Annotated in this window: 16 protein-coding genes and 1 pseudogene; 3 read left to right on the top strand and 14 right to left on the bottom strand. The window is 73.6% G+C overall.

Features of this window, described 5'->3' with window-relative positions:
- Positions 1–93: 93 nt before the first annotated feature.
- Entirely contained in the window at positions 94–393 is a 300-nt protein-coding gene (locus tag JWP64_RS31715) for a DUF3040 domain-containing protein (protein ID WP_366890705.1), read from the top strand.
- A gap of 871 nt (positions 394–1264) precedes the next feature.
- Here the strand turns inward: JWP64_RS31715 and JWP64_RS27715 are convergent.
- The 10 genes from JWP64_RS27715 to rpsF all read right to left on the bottom strand — a co-directional run bounded on the left by JWP64_RS27715 (position 1265) and on the right by rpsF (position 9257).
- Positions 1265–1888 carry an energy-coupling factor transporter transmembrane protein EcfT gene (locus JWP64_RS27715; protein WP_297502882.1) on the bottom strand — a complete coding sequence of 208 codons (624 nt, stop codon included), beginning with the start codon at positions 1886–1888 and terminating at the stop codon, positions 1265–1267.
- Entirely contained in the window at positions 1885–2559 is a 675-nt protein-coding gene (locus JWP64_RS27710; protein WP_297502881.1) for an ABC transporter ATP-binding protein, read from the bottom strand. The genes JWP64_RS27715 and JWP64_RS27710 overlap by 4 nt, the downstream gene beginning before the upstream one ends.
- Complete coding sequence (locus JWP64_RS27705; RefSeq protein ID WP_297502880.1) at positions 2556–3659, bottom strand: thiolase family protein; 1104 nt, start codon at positions 3657–3659, stop codon at positions 2556–2558. The genes JWP64_RS27710 and JWP64_RS27705 overlap by 4 nt, the downstream gene beginning before the upstream one ends.
- Positions 3656–4900, bottom strand: a complete 1245-nt coding sequence (locus JWP64_RS27700; RefSeq protein WP_297502879.1) for an AMP-binding protein — start codon at positions 4898–4900, stop codon at positions 3656–3658. Before JWP64_RS27700 ends, JWP64_RS27705 begins: the two co-directional genes overlap by 4 nt.
- Complete coding sequence (locus tag JWP64_RS27695) at positions 4897–5490, bottom strand: biotin transporter BioY (RefSeq protein WP_297502878.1); 594 nt, start codon at positions 5488–5490, stop codon at positions 4897–4899. Before JWP64_RS27695 ends, JWP64_RS27700 begins: the two co-directional genes overlap by 4 nt.
- A gap of 58 nt (positions 5491–5548) precedes the next feature.
- The gene (gene dnaB / locus JWP64_RS27690) at positions 5549–6952 is read right to left on the bottom strand and encodes a replicative DNA helicase (RefSeq protein WP_297502877.1); all 1404 of its coding nucleotides are present in this window, start codon (positions 6950–6952) and stop codon (positions 5549–5551) included.
- A gap of 658 nt (positions 6953–7610) precedes the next feature.
- Complete coding sequence (gene rplI / locus JWP64_RS27685; RefSeq protein ID WP_297502876.1) at positions 7611–8060, bottom strand: 50S ribosomal protein L9; 450 nt, start codon at positions 8058–8060, stop codon at positions 7611–7613.
- A gap of 16 nt (positions 8061–8076) precedes the next feature.
- Complete coding sequence (gene rpsR / locus JWP64_RS27680) at positions 8077–8313, bottom strand: 30S ribosomal protein S18 (RefSeq protein ID WP_037042067.1); 237 nt, start codon at positions 8311–8313, stop codon at positions 8077–8079.
- Between the two features lie 70 nt (positions 8314–8383).
- Positions 8384–8932, bottom strand: coding sequence for a single-stranded DNA-binding protein (locus tag JWP64_RS27675; RefSeq protein WP_297502875.1), 549 nt, complete (start codon positions 8930–8932; stop codon positions 8384–8386).
- A gap of 10 nt (positions 8933–8942) precedes the next feature.
- The gene (rpsF, locus tag JWP64_RS27670; RefSeq protein ID WP_297502874.1) at positions 8943–9257 is read right to left on the bottom strand and encodes a 30S ribosomal protein S6; all 315 of its coding nucleotides are present in this window, start codon (positions 9255–9257) and stop codon (positions 8943–8945) included.
- 737 nt (positions 9258–9994) lie between these two features.
- Here rpsF and JWP64_RS27665 point away from each other — a divergent pair.
- Positions 9995–10765 carry a deoxyribonuclease IV gene (locus tag JWP64_RS27665; RefSeq protein WP_297502873.1) on the top strand — a complete coding sequence of 257 codons (771 nt, stop codon included), beginning with the start codon at positions 9995–9997 and terminating at the stop codon, positions 10763–10765.
- Positions 10672–11919, top strand: a pseudogene (locus tag JWP64_RS27660) (glycosyltransferase 87 family protein); the annotation flags it as partial. The gene JWP64_RS27665 and the pseudogene JWP64_RS27660, both read left to right, overlap by 94 nt.
- Before the next feature lie 165 nt (positions 11920–12084).
- Here JWP64_RS27660 and JWP64_RS27655 read toward each other — a convergent pair.
- The 4 genes from JWP64_RS27655 to JWP64_RS27640 form a co-directional block, all read right to left on the bottom strand.
- Positions 12085–12678 carry a CoA pyrophosphatase gene (locus JWP64_RS27655; protein ID WP_297502911.1) on the bottom strand — a complete coding sequence of 198 codons (594 nt, stop codon included), beginning with the start codon at positions 12676–12678 and terminating at the stop codon, positions 12085–12087.
- A 112-nt stretch (positions 12679–12790) separates the two neighbouring features.
- A complete protein-coding gene (locus JWP64_RS27650) occupies positions 12791–14257 on the bottom strand; it encodes a glycosyltransferase 87 family protein (RefSeq protein WP_366890699.1) in 1467 nt (488 codons plus the stop codon).
- A 47-nt stretch (positions 14258–14304) separates the two neighbouring features.
- On the bottom strand, positions 14305–16740 hold the full coding sequence (locus tag JWP64_RS27645; protein ID WP_297502871.1) for a transglycosylase domain-containing protein: 2436 nt from the start codon (positions 16738–16740) through the stop codon (positions 14305–14307).
- Positions 16741–17158: 418 nt separating this feature from the next.
- Positions 17159–17563, bottom strand: coding sequence for a DUF5318 domain-containing protein (locus JWP64_RS27640; protein ID WP_297502870.1), 405 nt, complete (start codon positions 17561–17563; stop codon positions 17159–17161).
- Positions 17564–17636 lie beyond the last annotated feature (73 nt).

Genomic DNA, 17636 nt, shown 5'->3' with positions numbered 1-17636 from the left:
GCGGCACTCCCCGATCAGCGGCGAGCGAGGGTGACGTCGGGGCCGGCTCGGCCCCTCCTCACCCGTCCCGTCACCCGGGGGTCCGAGATCCACATGCTCAACGACCGCGAACGCAGCCAGCTGGCCCTGATCGAGCGTGACCTGCAGGCCACCGATCCCGCCCTGGCCGCGCGCTTCTCCCGCCTCGGTGGCCGCACCGGCACCGGCACCAGGTCCGTCCGCGGCGCCGGGGTGATCCCCATGGTGCTGCTGGCCGGGGGCCTGCTCCTGCTGCTGGTCGGCGGGGTCACCGCGGCGGTGCCGGTGGTGGTCTCGGGCATCCTGATGGCGGTCGCGGCCCTCGCGCTCGCCCTCGTCGCACCCCTTCCGGCGCGCCCGTTCCCCAGCCCCTGAGCCCGCCCAGACGCGCTCGAGGATCCGGGCCGCGCCCGCCGCCGCGGTCGTTGCGAGGATCCGGCCCGCCGCGACGAGCCCGCTGGAGATCCACTGTGACGCGCCTTCGAGGCGCCAGAAGCCGTCCAGGGGCGGTAGCCGAACCCCACCGTCCCGTGCTGCAGCGCGCCCCAGACCCGGCCCGCCGGCCCGGCCTCGGCGTAGCGCCGCCGCTGCCGCGCGAGCAGGACCTTCTCCGAGAGCTCCTCGTCCCCGCCCTGCCGGTAGGCCGCGGCCAGCTGCTCGTACGGACCGGGCACGAAGTCCGGCAGCGCGTGCTCGAGCATCCGTAGCCGCGCCCGGACGTCGATCCCGCGTGGGTCGTGCAGCGTCCGGTAGGCGAAGTCGTCCAGGTCGACACCCCCGGCCGCCGCCCACAGCGACTCCGCGTCCGCGAACGTCCCCACCTGGGCCCGGGCCAGCCGCACCCGGCCGGCCGGGGCGCCGGCGGGCCGCAGGACCAGCTCCGGGGTCTCCGGTCCGTAGGCGTTGAGCGCGTAGACGGCGTCCGGCTTTCCGGGCGTTCCCAGCGTCGCGTCGACGAACTGGACGGACTTCCGCGCCTCCATCCGCCGGATCCGCACGCCGCCCGCCGCGGTGAAACCGCCGGTGCAGAGCATGTCCTTGCCCACCGACGCCGCCCGCGCGTCCAGCGACGGCCGGGCCGTGCCGTCGGGGCGCAGCCGTGGCGGGACGGCCGCCGGGAGCGCCGCGCGCGGAGGTCGACCTCACGGCCGGTGGCGAGGGCTCGCCCGATCTCCGCGGCCAGGTCCGCCACGGACTGGTCGTCGTTCATCGCGCCGAGCTTCTCCAAGATCGCCCGCCGTGTCCATCACTCGTCGGCGACGCCACGTGCGGCGAGCGCCTCGCCGAGCTCGTCGGCGTGCTTGAGCGTGCGGACGAGGAACGGCACCGCGAACGCGACGACCGAGCGCTCCACCCCCCGGGCCCGGGCCGCCTCGCGGACGGACGCGGCGATGCCGGACAACGTGGCCACGGCCTGGAGGGTGAGGCCGACGAGCAAACCGACCCGGTCCGGTCGCACGCCGAACCGCCCCAGCATCCTCGGCGAGCACAGCGGGTCCAGCGCCCGCTCGACGGCGCCCACGACGTCGTCGATCCTGGTCGTCAGCGTGAAGAGGCTCGCGGCTCCCAGCGCCGCGACGAGCCGCAGGACGGTGACCCCGGCGGACCGGACGTCGAGCAGCCAGGTCTGCAGCGCGAGGATCACGACGGCGAGCAGGAGCACCGAGCGGAGCAGTGGCCACACGCGGTCCCACGGGATCCGCGCGAGCGGGTAGCCCAGCGCGACCACGGCACAGATCACGCCCAACGCGATCGGCGATCCCAGCACGACCGAGACGGTGACGAGCACGAGCATCCCGAGGAACTTCGCGCCCGCGGGCAGCCGGTGCAGGGAGCTGGCCCCGGGGACGTACAGGCCGAGGGGAGTCACCGGGCCAGCTCGCGGTAGTACGCGACGGCGGGGCCCGGCTCGTCGTCGGCGACCACCCGGCCGCCGTGGATCACGACGACACGCTCGAAGCCGCCGAGCAGGTCCAGGTCGTGCGTCACGAGCACGACCTGCTGGCGCAGCCGGCCGAGCAGCTCGACGAACCGGCGCTTGTTGCGCAGGTCGAGCAGTGTCGTCGGCTCGTCGCAGACCAGCACGTCCGGGTCCAGCACGAGCATCCCGCACAGCGCCAGCAGCTGCTTCTGGCCGCCGGAGAGCTGGTGCGCCGGATGGTCCGCGTAGCCGTCGAGGCCGTGTTCGGCGAGCACCTCGGCCGCCCGCCGGGCCCGCTCGGGCCGGCTCAGCCCGCTGCGCCGCAAGGAGAACGCCACGTCCTCGCCGGCCGTCGGCATCACGATCTGGCTGTCCGGGTTGGTGAAGACGAACCCGACCCTGCGCCGGACCGCGGCACCCTTCTCGGCCGGGTCGAGGCCGTCGACGAGGACCCGCCCGCGCGTCGGGCGCACCAGGCCGTTGATCATCCGGGCGAGTGTGGACTTGCCCGAGCCGTTGAGCCCGACGAACGCGACACGCTGCTCGGTCAGGGACAGATCCACCTGCTCGAGCACCGTCCGTTCGCCGTAGGCGTGCCCGACGCCGTCGAACTCGATCACACGACCTCCCACAGCGCGGCCACCCCGACGCCGCCCCCGGCGGACAGCGCGGCGAGCCCGCTCCCGCCTCCGCCCTGGCCGACCAGCCGAGCGAACAGCCGGACGACCAGCACCGCGCCCGACGCGCCCCAGGGATGGCCGAGGGCGATCGCACCCCCGTCCGGGCTCACGGTCTCCTCGTCTATCCCCGCGGCGTCGAGACACGCCAGGACCTGGCCGGCGAAGGCCTCGTTGAACTCGACCACGTCGGGCGTCCGGTCCAGCACGCGGGTCATCGCCGGGACCGCGCCGAGGCCGAGCAGGTTCGGGTCGACGGCGGAGGTGGCGGACGCGACGAGCCGCAGCCCGGGCAGGCCGCGTTCCCGCCGGACCCGCTCGCTGACGACGAGCACCGCGGCGGCGCCGTCGTTCACGCCGCAGGAGTTCGCGGCGGTCGCGGTGCCGTCCGCGGTGAAGGCGGGCCGGAAGCGGGCGAGCCGCTCGACGGTGAAGGCGCGCGGGCGCTCGTCGGCCGCCACCCCGGCGACCGGGACGAGCTCGCCGGTGAACCGCCCGGCGTACTGCGCGGCGAGGGCCCGGGCGTGGCTGCGCGCGGCGAACCGGTCCTGCCGGTCCCGGGAGATCCCCGCTTCGGCGGCGACACGGTCCGCGGCCGCGCCCATCTCCGGGTCGCCGATCTCCGGGGGCGCGAAGGGGGCGCGGGTGTAGGGGACGGGCGGGTCCGTGCGCCAGGCGCGGTGCGGGGCGGTGGAGGCGCTCTCCACGCCACCCGCGAGGTAGGCCTCGCCCTCACCGGCTCGAATCATGGTGGCCGCCAGGGTGACCGCGGCGAGGCCGCTGGCGCACTGTCGGTCCACGGTCACGCCCGGCACGCCGGACCCGAGACCGGCGCGCAGGGCGGCGACCCGGGCGGGGTTGCCGCCGGGGCCGAATACGTTGCCCAGCAGCACGTCGTCGACGGTCTCGAGGCCCGCGTCGTCGAGCAGGGCGCGGAGGACAGGCGCGGCCAGCGCGTCGACGGACAGGTTCCTCAGCGCCCCACCGGCGCTGCCGATCGGGGTGCGCCGGGCCGCGACGACGACCGGGGTCCGGTCGTTCATCGAAGGGGCTCCGCGGCGAGCGTGCCGTCCGCGAGCTGCTCCGCGACGAGCGCGCGGGCGGGCTTGCCGGAGGCGGTGCGGGGCAGCGCCTTCGTGCGCAGCCAGCGCCTCGGCCGCTTGCCGGGTTCCAGCGCGGCGCGGGCCGCGGCCCGCAGCTCCGCCAGGGCCGGTGCGGTGTCCGCCTCGACGACGGCGGTGACGAGCGCACCCAGCCGCGCGTGCGGGGTGCCGGTGACCAGGACGTCCTCGATGCCGGGGACGGCGCGGAGCACGGCCTCGACCTCCTCCGCGGACACGAGCCGGCCCCCGCTGGAGATCGTCGCCGAGTCCCGGCCGTGCACGACGAGCGTGCCGTCGGGGCGGAGCTCGACCCGGTCACCGACGCTCGACCACTCCGGTGCGGGCTCGAGCTCGCCGCCGCGCAGGTACCCGTCGAACGCGAGGGGCGAGCGCAGCCGGAGCACGCCGTCGCGGACGTCCAGTTCCACGCCGGGGACGGGCCGGAGGCCGGCGTCCCGGCGGATCGCGATGAGGGAGTGCTCCGCCGAGCCGTAGTACTCGACCAGCCGAGCGTCCGGGAGCGTCCGGGCGAACCGCGCCCGCAGCGCGTCGCCGACGTGGGCGCCGCCGCACACCACCGTGCGCAGCGCGCACGGGCCGGGCTCCCGCTCGAGCTCGCCGAGGAGGTCCACGAGCATCGCGGGCACGAGATGGACCGCCGCGGCCTCCCGCGCGTCGAAGGCCCGCAGGTGGTCCCGGACGCGCAGCTCGGCGCCGCACCACAACGCGTGCAGGGCCCCGAAGGTGAACAGCGACGAGCTCAGCGGGCCCGGGACCAGCACCGGGCCGGGCAACGGGCCCAGCGCCTCGAAGCTGCGCAGCCAGGACGCCCGCGAGCGCACCAGCACCTTGGGCCGGCCGCTGCTGCCGGAGGTCGTGGGCAGGTAGAACGCGGTGCGCTCGTCCCCGGACGACGGCAGGGGGAGGCCGGGCTCCGGATCACCGCCCACGACGACCTCCGGGCGGGCGTCGTCCAGGATCGCGGCGCGTTCCCGGGGCGTCCACCGCGGCTCGACGACGAGGGTGGCGGCGCCGAGCAGGTCCGCGCCGAGCAGCCACGCCAGGACGTCCCCGCCGTCGACGGCGACGCGGGACCCCTGCGTGACGCCGCGGGCGGCGAGCTCGCGCGCCGCGCCGTGCGCGCGGGCGGCGAGCCCGCCGGGCACCTGGCCGAGGATCATCGTGACGGGGCCGGCGGCGCCGCGAACCTTCCCGGCAGGGCGCGGTGCACGACGGCGGCCACCAGGGCGGTGAGCACGACCTTCACCACGTCACCGGGGACGAAGACCAGGGATCCGACGAGCGCGGCCCGGACGTCGCCGAGGTAGACGGCGAGGAAGCCGATGCCGAGGACGTAGTCCGCGACCAGGCCGGCGAACGCGGCGAGCAGCAGGATCGGCAGGAGCCGCCCGGTGCTCCCCTTCCGCATCAGGCGCTCCGCGATCAGGCCGGTGACCAGCGCGGACAGGATCCACCCGACCAGGAAACCGGCGCTCGGGCCGACGAACGGCGCGAGCCCGCCCCGGCCGCCGGAGAGCAGTGGCAGGCCGATCGCGGTGAGCGCCAGCAGCAGGACCACGGACAGCGCGCCGCGACGGGCCCCGATCATCGCCCCGGCGATCAGCGGCCCCATGTTCTGCAGGACGATCGGCACCCCGGACCCGCCGACGTAGACGCCCGGGAAGATGCCGAGCACCGCGATGAACGCGGCGAAGACGACGACCATGGCGAGGTCCGCGGCGGGGGACGCCGAACGTGAGGCGGGCACCATGGAAGGTAACCACGCCGGCCCACGGGCCCCACAACCCAGCGCCCGCCGATGTGAGCGATCAGCCGTGGGCGAGGTCGGTGAACCGGCTGTAGTGCAGCTGGTGGGCCACGGTGATCGTGCCTTGGGGCCCGTTTCGGTGCTTGGCCAGGATCAGGTCCGCCTCCCCCGCGCGGGGGTCGTCCCGCTCGAAGGCGTCCGGGCGGTGCAACAGGATCACCATGTCCGCGTCCTGCTCGATCGAGCCGGACTCACGCAGGTCCGACAGCATCGGCCGCTTGTCCGTGCGCTGCTCCGGACCACGGTTGAGCTGGCTCATCGCCACCACCGGGACCTCGAGCTCCTTGGCCAGCAGCTTGATCTGCCGGGAGAACTCCGAGACCTCCTGCTGCCGCGACTCGACCTTGCGCCCGGACGTCATCAGCTGCAGGTAGTCCAGGATCACGAGCTTGAGGTCGTGACGCTGCTTGAGCCGGCGCGCCTTGGCCCGGATCTCCATCAGCGTCAGGTTCGGCGAGTCGTCGATGAAGATCGGCGCCTCGCTGATCTCGCTCATCCGCCGGGCCATGCGGGTCCAGTCGTCATCGCTCATCCTCCCCGCCCGCATGTCCGCCAACCGGATCTTCGCCTCCGCCGAGAGCAGCCGCATCACGATCTCGGACTTGCTCATCTCCAGCGAGAAGATCGCACTGGTCATGCCGTGCTTCACCGAGCACGACCGGGCGAAATCGAGTCCGAGCGTGCTTTTGCCGAGCCCCGGACGGGCCGCGACGACGACCATCTGCCCGGCGTGCAGGCCGTTGGTGATCGCGTCCAGGTCCGCGAAACCGGTGGGGACGCCCAGCGCCACGCCGCCCCGGGAGGCGATCGCGTCGATCTCGTCCATCGTGGGCTGCAGCAGCTCCTCGAGCGGGGTGTAGTCCTCGCTCGTGGTCCGCTCGGTGACCTCGTAGATCGCGGCCTGCGCGCGGTCCACGACCTCCTCGACCTGGCCGCCGTCCGCACCGTGGTAGCCCAGCTGCACGATCCGGGTGCCCGCGTCCACCAGCCGGCGCAGGATCGCCTTCTCCGCGACGATCTCGGCGTAGTAGGCCGCGTTGGCCGCCGTCGGCACCGTGGCGATCAGCGTGTGCAGGTAGGGCGCACCGCCCAGGCGGATCAGGTCGCCCTTGCGCTGCAGCTCCGCGGCGACGGTGACCGCGTCCGCGGGCTCGCCGCGGCCGTAGAGGTCCAGGATGCAGTCGTAGACCGTCTGATGCGCCGGACGGTAGAAGTCGTCCGGGCGCAGCACCTCGACGACGTCCGCGATCGCGTCCTTGCTCAGCAGCATCCCGCCCAGGACGGACTGCTCCGCGGTGAGGTCCTGCGGAGGCTGGCGGTCGAACGGGGCCGGCGAGTCGTCGCGGGCGCCCCCTTCCCGGACCGCACGCGGCCGGCCGGCCGGGCGATCATCTGTCACCGCCATCCGCCGTGTCACCTCCACGTCGTCACTTCCGGGGCGTCGCCGGGGCGCGGCGCGTCTCGTGGAGGGGTGACCCCCCGTGACGAACAAACGTCAGTCTATCGAACATGAGTTCGATCCGCGAGTGGTGGAACCGTGACCTCCACCGCCGTTCCGACGGACGAGGCGGGGAAGCCGGCCACGGGTACGCCGCCCGGGCGGACCGGGAGACCCGAGGCTAGGCCGATCGCGGCCCGCGGCGCGAACGAGCATGTGTACGGACCTGGGGACGGCGTGGGGACCGATCGGCTCCGGTGCAGGTCGCTGTCCGGAGGGTGTTGTGGACGGAGTGGGGACAACTACGGATCTACGGGCGTTTCCGCTGGTGAAGGCCATGGGGGAGGCTGTGGACAACTTTACCCGGCGTGTCGTTCGGTGAGCGGTCCCCGGGAGTGTCCGCTCGTCGCACCGAGGCCCACCCGGCGCATTCGGACGGTCACCCGACGACGTCACCGTAACTTCTGGGCGTGTCGTCGGGACAGTCGACCACGCCGAGTCGTCGATCACCGGACGACCGTCGGACCGGCTCCGCGCGCGACTCAGGGCGGGACCCGGGCCCTGTGGACCTGGATCCCGCCCTGATGACGGAACGTGACCGGCAGCCTGCGCTGCCGAACCGTGCTCAGCTGGCGACGACCGCCACCTGCAGCTCGGCGGTGACCTCCGGGTGCAGCCGAACCGTGACGGGGTGCGTGCCGGTCGTCTTGATCGACGACGACACCTCGACGGCGTGCCGGTCCAGCACCGGGCCGCCGGCCGCCTTGACGGCGTCGACGACCTGGGCCGGGGTGACCGAGCCGAAGAGCCGGCCCGAGTCGTTCGCGGCCTTGGCCTTCACGGTGACGGACAGGTTGCCGAGCTGGCCGGCGACCTCCCGGGCATGCCCGAGGTCGCGGATCTGGCGGGCCTTCTGGGCCCGGCGGATCTGCTCGACCTGCTTCTCGGCGCCACGGGTGGCGGGGATCGCGAACTTGCGCGGCAGCAGGTAGTTGCGGCCGTAGCCGTCCTTGACCTCGACGACGTCGCCGGGGGCCCCGAGGTTGGGGACGTCAGCGGTGAGGATGAGCTTCATGGCTGGATCTCCTTCCTCAGCGCGCGGTGGACGTGTACGGCAGCAGGGCGACCTCGCGGCTGTTCTTGACCGCGACGGCGACGTCCCGCTGGTGCTGGCGGCAGTTGCCGGTGACGCGGCGGGCCCGGATCTTGCCGCGGTCGGAGATGAACTTCCGGAGCAGTCCGGTGTCCTTGTAGTCGATCTCCTGGGCCTTGTCCTTGCAGAATGCGCAGACCTTCTTCTTGGGCTTGCGCAGGACGGGCTTGGGCATTGCTGATGCTCCTGGTTACTGGTCCCCGCCGTGGGCGGACCCGGGCGGGAGTGTCTGGAGGGGTCTGGGGTTAGAAGGGGGGCTCGTCGTCGGCCGCGGGACCGCTACCGGCGGGCGGTGCGGAACCCCACGGGTCGTCGTAGCCGCCGCCTCCGGAGTTGCCTCCGCCGGAGCCGCCGGAGTTGCCTCCGCCGCCACCCTGGCCGCCGTCGAAGCCGCCGCCACCGCCACCGAAGCCGCCGCTGCCTCCGCCGCGGCTGACCTTGTTGACCTTGGCCGTCGCGTACTTGAGCGACGGACCGACCTCGTCGACCTCCAGCTCCACGACGGTGCGCTTCTCACCCTCGCGGGTCTCGAAGGACCGCTGCTTGAGCCGCCCCTGCACCATCACGCGCGCGCCGCGGGTGAGCGTCTCGGCCACGTTCTCGGCCGCCTGACGCCACACGTTGCAGCGCATGAACAGCGCCTCGCCGTCCTTCCACTCGCCGGACTGGCGGTCGAAGGTGCGCGGGGTGGACGCGACGGTGAAGTTCGCGACCGCAGCGCCCGAGGGGGTGAACCGCAGCTCCGGGTCGGCGGTGAGGTTGCCGACCACGGTGATGACAGTCTCGCCGGCCATGTGTGGCTCCTCAGCTCGCGGCGGGGGCGGGCGTGCGCTTGGGCTCCCGGCGCAGCACCTTGGTGCGCAGCACCGACTCGTTGAGACCCAGCTGCCGGTCGAGCTCGGACACGGTGGCCGGCTCGGCGGTGACCTCGAGGACCGCGTAGATCCCCTCGGCGTTCTTGTTGATCTCGAAGGAGAGCCGGCGCTTGCCCCAGACCTCGACCTTCTCGACCGAACCGCCATCGGTGCGGATGACGTTCAGGAAAGTCTCGAGCGACGGCTGCACGGTGCGCTCGTCGAGGCTCGGGTCGAGGATGACCATGATTTCGTAATGACGCATGAGAACCACTCACCTCCTGTGGACTGGACGGCCGCGGTACTTCCGCGGCAGGAGGTTCTCACGCCACCCCGACAGAAACGGGCCGCTCGACGCCGGTGACCGGCGGGCGGCCCTGCTCGCGGTGCCCGGGAGGGCGCCGTTCAGGGCAGCGCATGCCAGGTTACCAGCGACGATCCACCTGCCCGGCACCGCCCGCGCGGGCGAGCCACTCATTGCCGGGCCGGTGGGCCACGGCCATGAGCGTCGCCTCCGACGCCGCAGCGGCCGTCGACGGCAGGTGCGGGGTCGACGACGGCGATCATCCCCGGATCCGTCGCCCGGAACCGAACCTCCGCCCCTCGCAGGCCCACGGGGGCGGGCACGAACCCGAACGGCGGCACATCGCCGTCGATCACGGCCCGTCGGTCGTCGAGCAGCGTCGATCACGGCCAGGAGGTCACCACCCGCGCCGAGCGCGCGGCCCGTCACCCGTGATCGGCGGGAAGGCCCTCCGGTGCCCGTGATCGAACCCGCGCCACGGCCCCTGCGGGCCCCCCGGACGGGCGCGGCCCGGTGGTCACCGAGCCCCGCGCTCGATGCGTGGACGTGCGCAGAGCAGAGGCGGCTCCGGACCGTGGTCCGCGCAGGCGTCACGGGGACGCTGCCACGAGCGCGTTGAGGTGGCGGCCGCGGTGAACAGGGCTCGGGGACCGGCCCGGGGGCGCGGAACCGTCGGGGGGTCGCACTACTCTCGACCCATGCTCATCGGCGCCCATGTCCGTGACGACGATCCGCTCGCCGCGGCGGAGGAGCGCGGTGCGGAGATCGTGCAGTTCTTCCTCTCGGACCCGCAGGGCTGGAAGAAGCCGCAGCCGCATCCGCACGCCGAGGCGCTGGTCGCCTCCGACGTCGCGGTGGTGGTGCACTCGCCCTACGTCGTGAACGTCGCATCGCCGAACAACCGCATCCGCATCCCGTCGCGCAAGATCGTGCAGCAGCACGCCGAGGAGGCGAAGCGGGTCGGCGCGATCGGGCTCGTCGTGCACGGCGGGCACGTGACGAAGGACGAGGACCCGGCGGTCGGCGTGGACAACTGGCGCAAGTTCGTGGAGCGCCAGCACGGCGAGGGCGGCTTCGCGGTCCCGGTGTTCATCGAGAACACCGCGGGCGGGGACAACGCCATGGCGCGGCGGTTCGCCGCGCTGGCCCGGCTGTGGGACGCGGTCGGCGAGTTCGGCGTCGGCTTCTGCCTGGACACCTGCCACGCGTTCGCCGCGGGCGAGGACCTGGTCGACGTCGTGGACCGGGCCAAGGCGATCACCGGCCGGATCGACCTGGTGCACCTCAACAACTCCCGGGACGAGTTCGACTCGGCCCGGGACCGGCACGCGAACATCGACTCCGGGACCATCGAGCCGGACGTGCTCGCCGCCGTGTGCGCCTCGGCCGGGGCCCCGGTCGTGGTGGAGACACCGGGCGAGGGCCAGACCGCGGACATCACGTTCCTCCGCGAGCGGCTCGGTCGGTGACCGGTGCCGGGCGCCGGCCGCTCGGCTGGCTCGCGCTCGCGCTGCTCGTCGCGCTGACCGGGATCACCCTGGTCCTCGGCTACGCGAACAAGGCCCGCTGCGTGGGCCCGGAGTTCGACGGATCGGGCCGCTCCCAGCCGGACTTCACGCTCCGCGGCTACCGGGACGTCTGCTACTCGGACATCCAGACGCTGTGGCTCGGCCGGGACATCGACACCCATGTCGTCCCGTACGTGGACGGCTCCATCACCCCGGGCGGCGAGCTGCGCGGCGGCACCGTCGAGTACCCGGTGCTGACCGGCCTGCTGATCTGGGTGAGCGCGCTCGGCGCGGACACGGACGGCGGCTTCCTCCTCGGCTCCGCGCTGGTCATGGCCCCGTTCGGACTGCTCACGGGCTGGCTGCTCGGGCAGCTGGCACGCTGGCGGGCGCTGCTCTGGGCGCTCGGCCCACCGCTGGTGCTCTACGCCTTCCACAACTGGGACCTCCCGGTCGTCGCGTGCGCGGTCGCCGCGGTGGCCGTGATGCATCGGCCCCGGCGGTGGCCGCTCGCCCGGCGCGGCGTCGTCGCGGCGGTGCTGCTCGGCCTCGGGTTCGCGTTCAAGCTCTACCCGGGGATCTTCGTCCTGCCGCTCGCGCTCTACGTCCTGACCCGGGGGCAGGACGGCACCGGCGAGCTGGACAGACGCGGCGCGCTGCAGGTCTGCGGCGCCGCGATCGCCACGGTCGTGCTGGTCAACCTGCCGTTCGCGCTCGCCGGCTACCAGGGCTGGCGCGCGTCGATCACCTTCCAACAGCTCCGCAAGGTGGACCTGAGCACCAACTCCATCTGGTATTGGGGCTTCCGGCCCTACTCGGAGCCGGGCAACGCGGTGTTCCAGTCCGCGATGGACCGGGTGACCCCCACGCTCGTGCTGCTGTCGTTCGCGGTCGCGGCGGCGGCCGGCTGGCGGCGGTGGCGGCGCGAGGGCGTCTACCCGTGGCTCGGCGTCAGCGCGGCGATGCTGTGCGGGTTCCTGCTGCTGCACAAGGTGCACTCCCCGCAGTACACGCTCTGGCTGCTGCCGTTCTTCGTGCTGCTGGCGGTGCCGTGGCGCTGGGTCGCGGCCTACCTCGTGGTGGACGCGGTCATGGGGGTCTCGATCTTCCGCTGGCTGTGGCTGCTCAACACCGGCGGGGACCAGAGCATCCTCGGCGGGCTCACCGTGCAGGGCGTGGTGCTCGGCGTCTGGGGACGGGCCGTGCTGCTCGTCGTGCTGTTCGTGCTGTTCCTGCGGGTGCCGGACACGCTCGCCCGGAGCGCCCGGCCGGCGGGCGGCTCAGCGCCAGGCGAAGACCGGCTGCTCGAGGTGCGCGACGCGGGTCGGCCGCCCGTGCAGGACGACCTCCCGGAACTGGTGCAGCACCGCGCCCGTGGGGGCGTGCACGAACCGTTCGAAGAGCGGGACCTGGATGACCGGGGCGTCGGACTCCGGAATGGTGATGAAGCGCGGCTCGACGTCGATCATCCGTAGCGGGAGCCGGTGCAGCTCGCCGACCTCGTCCGGGTTCGGGGTCAGCTCGTCCACCCGGCCGGCCCACAGCACCACCGGCGTGATCACGTAACCCGAGCGGCTCACGTAGTCGTCCAGCAGGCCCAGCACCGCCTCGGGCCCGAGGTGCAGGCCGAGCTCCTCGCCCAGCTCGCGGCGGGCGGCGTCGACGAGCGTCTCGCCGGGATCGGCGCGGCCGCCGGGGAGCGCCCACTGACCGCGGTGCCCGCGCAGGGTCGCGGCGCGACGGGTGAGCAGGAAGGCCAGGCCGTCCGCGAGGCCGTCCCCCTCGCCCGTGGGGACAAGCGTGATCGTGACCGCGGCGGCCTTGAGGTCCGGGCGGTCCGCCGCGATCCGCTCGAACCCCGCCAGCCGCTCCACGACGGCGGCCCGCAGGTCGCTCTCGGCGGACGAACCGTTGATGCACACGACTCATCAGTACCAGACGAGGCGGGCGGGGTCGACGCTCGAGACGGACCGGGGCCGGGCGGCGTCAGACCCGGACGACGGAGGGCGGCACCGGGCGGGCGTCCGCGGCCTCGGCCGGCCAGTCCGGGTCCGCCGCCGACCCCGGGGCCCGCAACGGATCCGTCTCCGGCCGCAGCACGGACCGCACCACGAGCACGCACAGCACGACGACGAACGCGTCCCGCACCAGCACGGCGCCGAGGAACCAGTCCGGCGGGAGGCCCTTGTGGTCGGTGCCGAGGTAGTAGAACATCCGCGGCACCCAGACCAGGGCGTCCACGGCCATCCACGCGAGGAGCAACCGCCAGCGCGGCAGGGCGAGCACGGCCAGGGGCACGAGCCACAGCGAGTACTGCGGGCTCCACACCTTGTTCACCAGCAGGAACGCCGCCACCACCAGGAACGCCAGCGACGCGAGTCGGGGCGGCCGGGGCGCCCGGGCGGCCAGCACCACCAACCCCGCACAGGCCACGACGAACAGCCCGGCGGTCACGGCGTCGAGGATCACGGGTACCTGGCCGGGCCGCAGCGGGCCGTCGAACCCGCCCCAGCCGGTGAAGTAGCTCAGCGCGTAGTAGAGCGAGTCGGGATCCGCCGGGCGGGACTGGTTGAGCCGGAAGAACTCCCACCAGCCCGCTGGATAGGCGACGGCGACGGGCAGGTTCACCGCCAGCCAGGAGGCCACCGCGCCCACGACCGTGCGCCACGCCGGCCCCGGCTCCCGCCGGCGCAGCCCGACCAGGATCACCGGGAGCAGGAGCAGCAGGGGGTAGAGCTTCGCGGCACCGCCGAGGCCCAGCAGGATCCCGCCGAGCACCGGTCGTCGGCGCGCGACCGCGACCAGGCCGCCGAGCGCGAACGCCACGGCGAGGGCGTCGAAGTTCGTGAACGCGTGCACCAGGACCAGCGGCGAGATCGCGACGAGCGCGGCGTCCCACGGGCGGTGGGGCCGCAACCGGTGCACCGAACGGACGACGACGAGCCAGGACAGCGCCAACCACACGGCGACGAGGTCGAAGTAGACGACGACCGGCAGCCCCGACGGCAGCGGGACGTGCGACGCGACGGCCAGCCAGCCGTCCGCCAGCCGCGCGTTCGCCCACTGGAAGAAACCGGTGAGCGCCGGGTACTCCATGTACCGCAGCGCCTCCGAGCCGTCCTGCGCTTTCTCGGTCCACGGGTCCCGGTAGGGCAGCGCGTCCGGGTCGTCGAGGCGCTCGATCCCGTAGAGCGGCACCGTGTCCGAGTAGCACATCGCCACGTACTGGCGGCTGTTCCGCCAGTCCAGGGCGAGGGTGCCGTCAGCGGAGGGGTACTGCTGCAGGCACGCGGACTTGCCCAGCCAGGACATCGCGAGCACGGCGACGGCCATGAGGAGCACCACCCGCAGCGGCGTCCAGAACCGGCTGCGTCCGACGAGCGCGTGCCGGCCGAGCGGGCCACCGACGACCCTGCTGGCCGAGGCCGCGAGCGGTTCGGCCCAGCTGGGCACCACACGGGCCGGTGGGCGCGGCGCCGGCCCCCCGCCGGCGCCGGGCCTCATCCGCCGTCCGTGGGCGTGCCGCCGTTCCCGCCGCCCAGCACGTCTGCGCTGTTCGGGTTGGCGTTGCCGCCACCCCCGCCGTTCCCGCCGTTCCCGCCGCCGTTGCCGCCGCCGTTGCCGCCGTTCCCGCCGCCGTTGCCGCCGTTCCCGCCGTCGGTGCTGCCACCGTTGCCGCCGCCGCCGTTCCCGCCGTCGGTGCTGCCACCGTTGTCGGTGCCGCTGTTGCCCCCGTTGTCGCCGCTGTTGTCGCCGCCGCTGTTCCCGGTGTCACTGTTGCCCCCGGACTGGTTCTCCGTGGACGGGGTGGCGGAGCGGGTGGCGTCGGACACGGGCGGCTGGCCGATCGGGTCGAACGCCGAGAACTGCTCGCGGGGCGTCCCGCTGAGCGCGCCGTTCATGTACTCCTCCCAGATGGAACCCGGGAGCATGCGGCCGTAGATGGGCCGGCCTGCGGAGTTCTTGATCGGCTGGTTGTCGTCGGTGCCCACCCAGACGGCCGTGGAGACCGACGGGGTGTACCCGACGGTCCAGGCGTCGTTGTTCTGCCCGGCGACACTGCTCTGCACCGTGCCGGTCTTGGCGGCGACGGGACGGCCGCCGTTGAGCGGGATCCGGGAGGACTGGGCGACGTCCGTCATCGACTCCGTGACGTTGCGGGCGACCTGCTCGGGGAAGGCCTGGGTGCCCGCCGTTCCCGTGCCGTGGTCGTAGATGACCCGGCCGTCGCTCGTGGTGACCCTGGAGACGAGATACGGCTCGCGGTACACGCCGTCGGCGGCGAAGGTCGCGAACGCCGACGCCATGTCCGCCGGGTGCACCTCCTTGTCACCCAGGGCGATACCGGCGCTGAGCTTGTCCGCGGGGAGCAGGTTCGCCGGGATGCCCGCCTTGTGGGCGGCCTCCGCGACCGCGGCGGGGCCGACGTCGATCGCCATCTTGTAGAAGACGGTGTTGATCGACTGCGTCATGGCCGTCTTCACCGAACACCGGTCACAGCTGACGCCCTCGGAGTTCGAGACCTTCTGGCCCGCGAGGACCTGCGGCGACGAGCCGTCGTACTGGGTGCCCAGGCCGATCGGGTCCGGCTGCTGCAGGGCCGCGGCCAGCACGAACGGCTTGAACGACGACCCGGGCTGCTTGAGCGCCTGCGCGTAGTCCAGGCCGACACCGTTGTCCCCGCCGTAGTAGGCCAGGACGGCGCCGGTCTTCGGGTCCACCGACACCACGGCGGTCCGCAGGTTCTCGGGCTGGCTCTTCATCACCTTCTCGACGGCGTCGATCGCCTCCTGCTGTTTGGCCGGATCGATCGTCGTCTGGACCGTCAGGCCCTCTGTGTTGATCTCCTGGTCCGAGATGCCCTTGGCCTCGAGCTCGGCGCGGACCTGGTTGTAGATGTGGCCGCGGCTGTCGCCGGGGATGCCACCCTCGTTCGCCGACGGCTGCTTCCAGTCGGGGTAGACCTGCGCGGCGCGGTCCACCGGGGTCATCCACCCCTGCGCGACCTCGCCGTCCATCACGAAGTTCCAGCGCTCGAGGGACTTCTCCGGGTTCTTCGCCGGGTCCCAGCGCGACGGGGACTGGATGAGCCCGGCGATCAGCGCGCCCTCGGCCGGGCTCATGTCCTGGACGTTCTTGCCGAAGTACGCCTGGCTGGCCGCCTGGATGCCGTACGCGCCGCGGCCGAGGTAGATCGCGTTCAGGTAGTTCCCGAGGATCTGTTCCTTGGTCTGCTCCTTGGAGATCTTCGCGGCGAGCACGATCTCCTTGTACTTGCGCCAGAGCGAGACCTGGTCCTGCCCCGTCGTCACCTTGATGTACTGCTGGGTGATCGTCGACCCACCGCCGATACCGCCGGTGAGCTGGCTCCACACCGCGCGGCCGATGCCGGACACGTCGAAGCCGGGGTTGGAGAAGAACGAGCGGTCCTCCGCCGAGAGGACGGCGCGTTGCACCGGCAACGGCACCTGGTCCAGCGTGACGTTCGTGCGGTTGACGTTGTTCGGCCGGACCGTGGCCAGCGGGGAGCCGTCGGTGTAGTTGAACGTCGCGACCTGCGTGACGGCGGCGTCGTCCGCGCTGGGCACCTTGAAGATCACCCAGCCGACGGCGAAGGCGATCGTCGGCACGACGACGAACAGGCCCAGCAGCACGTAGAGCACCCGGCGCACGAGGCGCCACGTTATGTCCTCGCGGCGCAGGGCCCACCACCGTCGGGGCGGCTCGTCGCCGCCACCACCCGTTCGAGGGCCCGGCGGGCGGCCGCCGTCCGGCGGGACGAACGCCCCGGCGGCGCGGGTGGCGCCGGGACCGTTCGCGCCGGGACCCGGCCGGGGCGGCCCGGACGGGGCCGACGAGGCGAGCTCCTCGTGCGTCAGCAGCTGCGGCGGCCCGGAGCCGGGGGCGCCCCCGTCCGGGCGGAAGCGGGCGGGCACGGGCCTGCCGGGGGGTGGGGGAGGACCGGCCTGGGAAGGACCGGGGCGCGGCGGACCACCCGGCCCGGGCACGCCACCGCGCGGCCCGGGAGCAGGCGGCCTCGGCCCGGGAGGAGCACCGGGCGGGCCCGGGCGCCCCTGCGGGTTCGCGAACGCCTGTCCGGGCCCGTCGGGCCGCGGCGGGGCCGCCCCCCGCCGGGCGGGACCGGGCGGGCCGGCGGCGGCGTCGGGATCGGGGGTGCCGCCGGGGAACGACATCCGCCCCGGCCTGCGCCGGGGATCACTCTGGTCGGTCACCGCGGGCTCCGTGGTTCTCCCCGGTCCGCCCTACTGGGGAGCGGGACGGCCGGGGCGGGGGGATCGACGGGGTCGGATCGGGAAGATCGGCGGGTGGAGTCGACTGGGGTGGGCGGGCGGCTCACTCGGCGGCGGTCCTTCGTCGTTGGCTGCGCCCGGGGCTGCCGCCCTTGCCCAGGACGTAGGACTGCACCAGGTGGTTCCAGCTGCAGGAACGACAGACCTCGACGACGTAGACGGAGAACTCGTCGAAGGAGTTCTCCAGCGCGACGAGCTCCTCGGGCTTGCGCGCGGACCCGGACGCCTGGCGCAGGGCCTCGCCGAAGATCCAGCTGACCTGCGTGAGCCGCTCGCGGCGGCACACCGGGCACTGCTGCTCACCGGCCTGGCCGTGGAACCGCGCCGCTCGCAGCAGGTAGGGGCTGGCGTCGCAGACCTCGGCCACGCCGACACGACCGGAGTGGACATCTGCGAGCAGCGCGCGACGCTGCAACGCATAGTCGACGACCTGTCGCTGGGTGAGCACCCGACCAGGGTACGCGCGGGGTCCACCCCGGCATCCGGAACCGCCTCCGGAGATCGCCGCCCGCCTAGTGATC

Source organism: Pseudonocardia sp., assembly GCF_025465255.1.
In the GTDB taxonomy this organism is placed as follows: domain Bacteria; phylum Actinomycetota; class Actinomycetes; order Mycobacteriales; family Pseudonocardiaceae; genus Pseudonocardia.
The sequence above is the reverse complement of the archived record's forward strand: the minus strand, read 5'-3'. Positions and strand labels throughout refer to the sequence as shown.

What these genes read in the sequence shown, in the direction of transcription:
- JWP64_RS27665 (WP_297502873.1), top strand. Translation starts at nt 9,995, where the DNA reads ATGCTCATCGGCGCCCATGTCCGTGACGACGATCCGCTCGCCGCGGCG.
- rpsR (WP_037042067.1), bottom strand. Translation starts at nt 8,313, where the DNA reads ATGCCCAAGCCCGTCCTGCGCAAGCCCAAGAAGAAGGTCTGCGCATTC.
- JWP64_RS27705 (WP_297502880.1), bottom strand. Translation starts at nt 3,659, where the DNA reads ATGAACGACCGGACCCCGGTCGTCGTCGCGGCCCGGCGCACCCCGATC.
- JWP64_RS27675 (WP_297502875.1), bottom strand. Translation starts at nt 8,932, where the DNA reads ATGGCCGGCGAGACTGTCATCACCGTGGTCGGCAACCTCACCGCCGAC.
- dnaB (WP_297502877.1), bottom strand. Translation starts at nt 6,952, where the DNA reads ATGGCGGTGACAGATGATCGCCCGGCCGGCCGGCCGCGTGCGGTCCGG.
- JWP64_RS27700 (WP_297502879.1), bottom strand. Translation starts at nt 4,900, where the DNA reads ATGATCCTCGGCCAGGTGCCCGGCGGGCTCGCCGCCCGCGCGCACGGC.
- JWP64_RS31715 (WP_366890705.1), top strand. Translation starts at nt 94, where the DNA reads ATGCTCAACGACCGCGAACGCAGCCAGCTGGCCCTGATCGAGCGTGAC.
- rplI (WP_297502876.1), bottom strand. Translation starts at nt 8,060, where the DNA reads ATGAAGCTCATCCTCACCGCTGACGTCCCCAACCTCGGGGCCCCCGGC.
- JWP64_RS27695 (WP_297502878.1), bottom strand. Translation starts at nt 5,490, where the DNA reads ATGGTGCCCGCCTCACGTTCGGCGTCCCCCGCCGCGGACCTCGCCATG.
- rpsF (WP_297502874.1), bottom strand. Translation starts at nt 9,257, where the DNA reads ATGCGTCATTACGAAATCATGGTCATCCTCGACCCGAGCCTCGACGAG.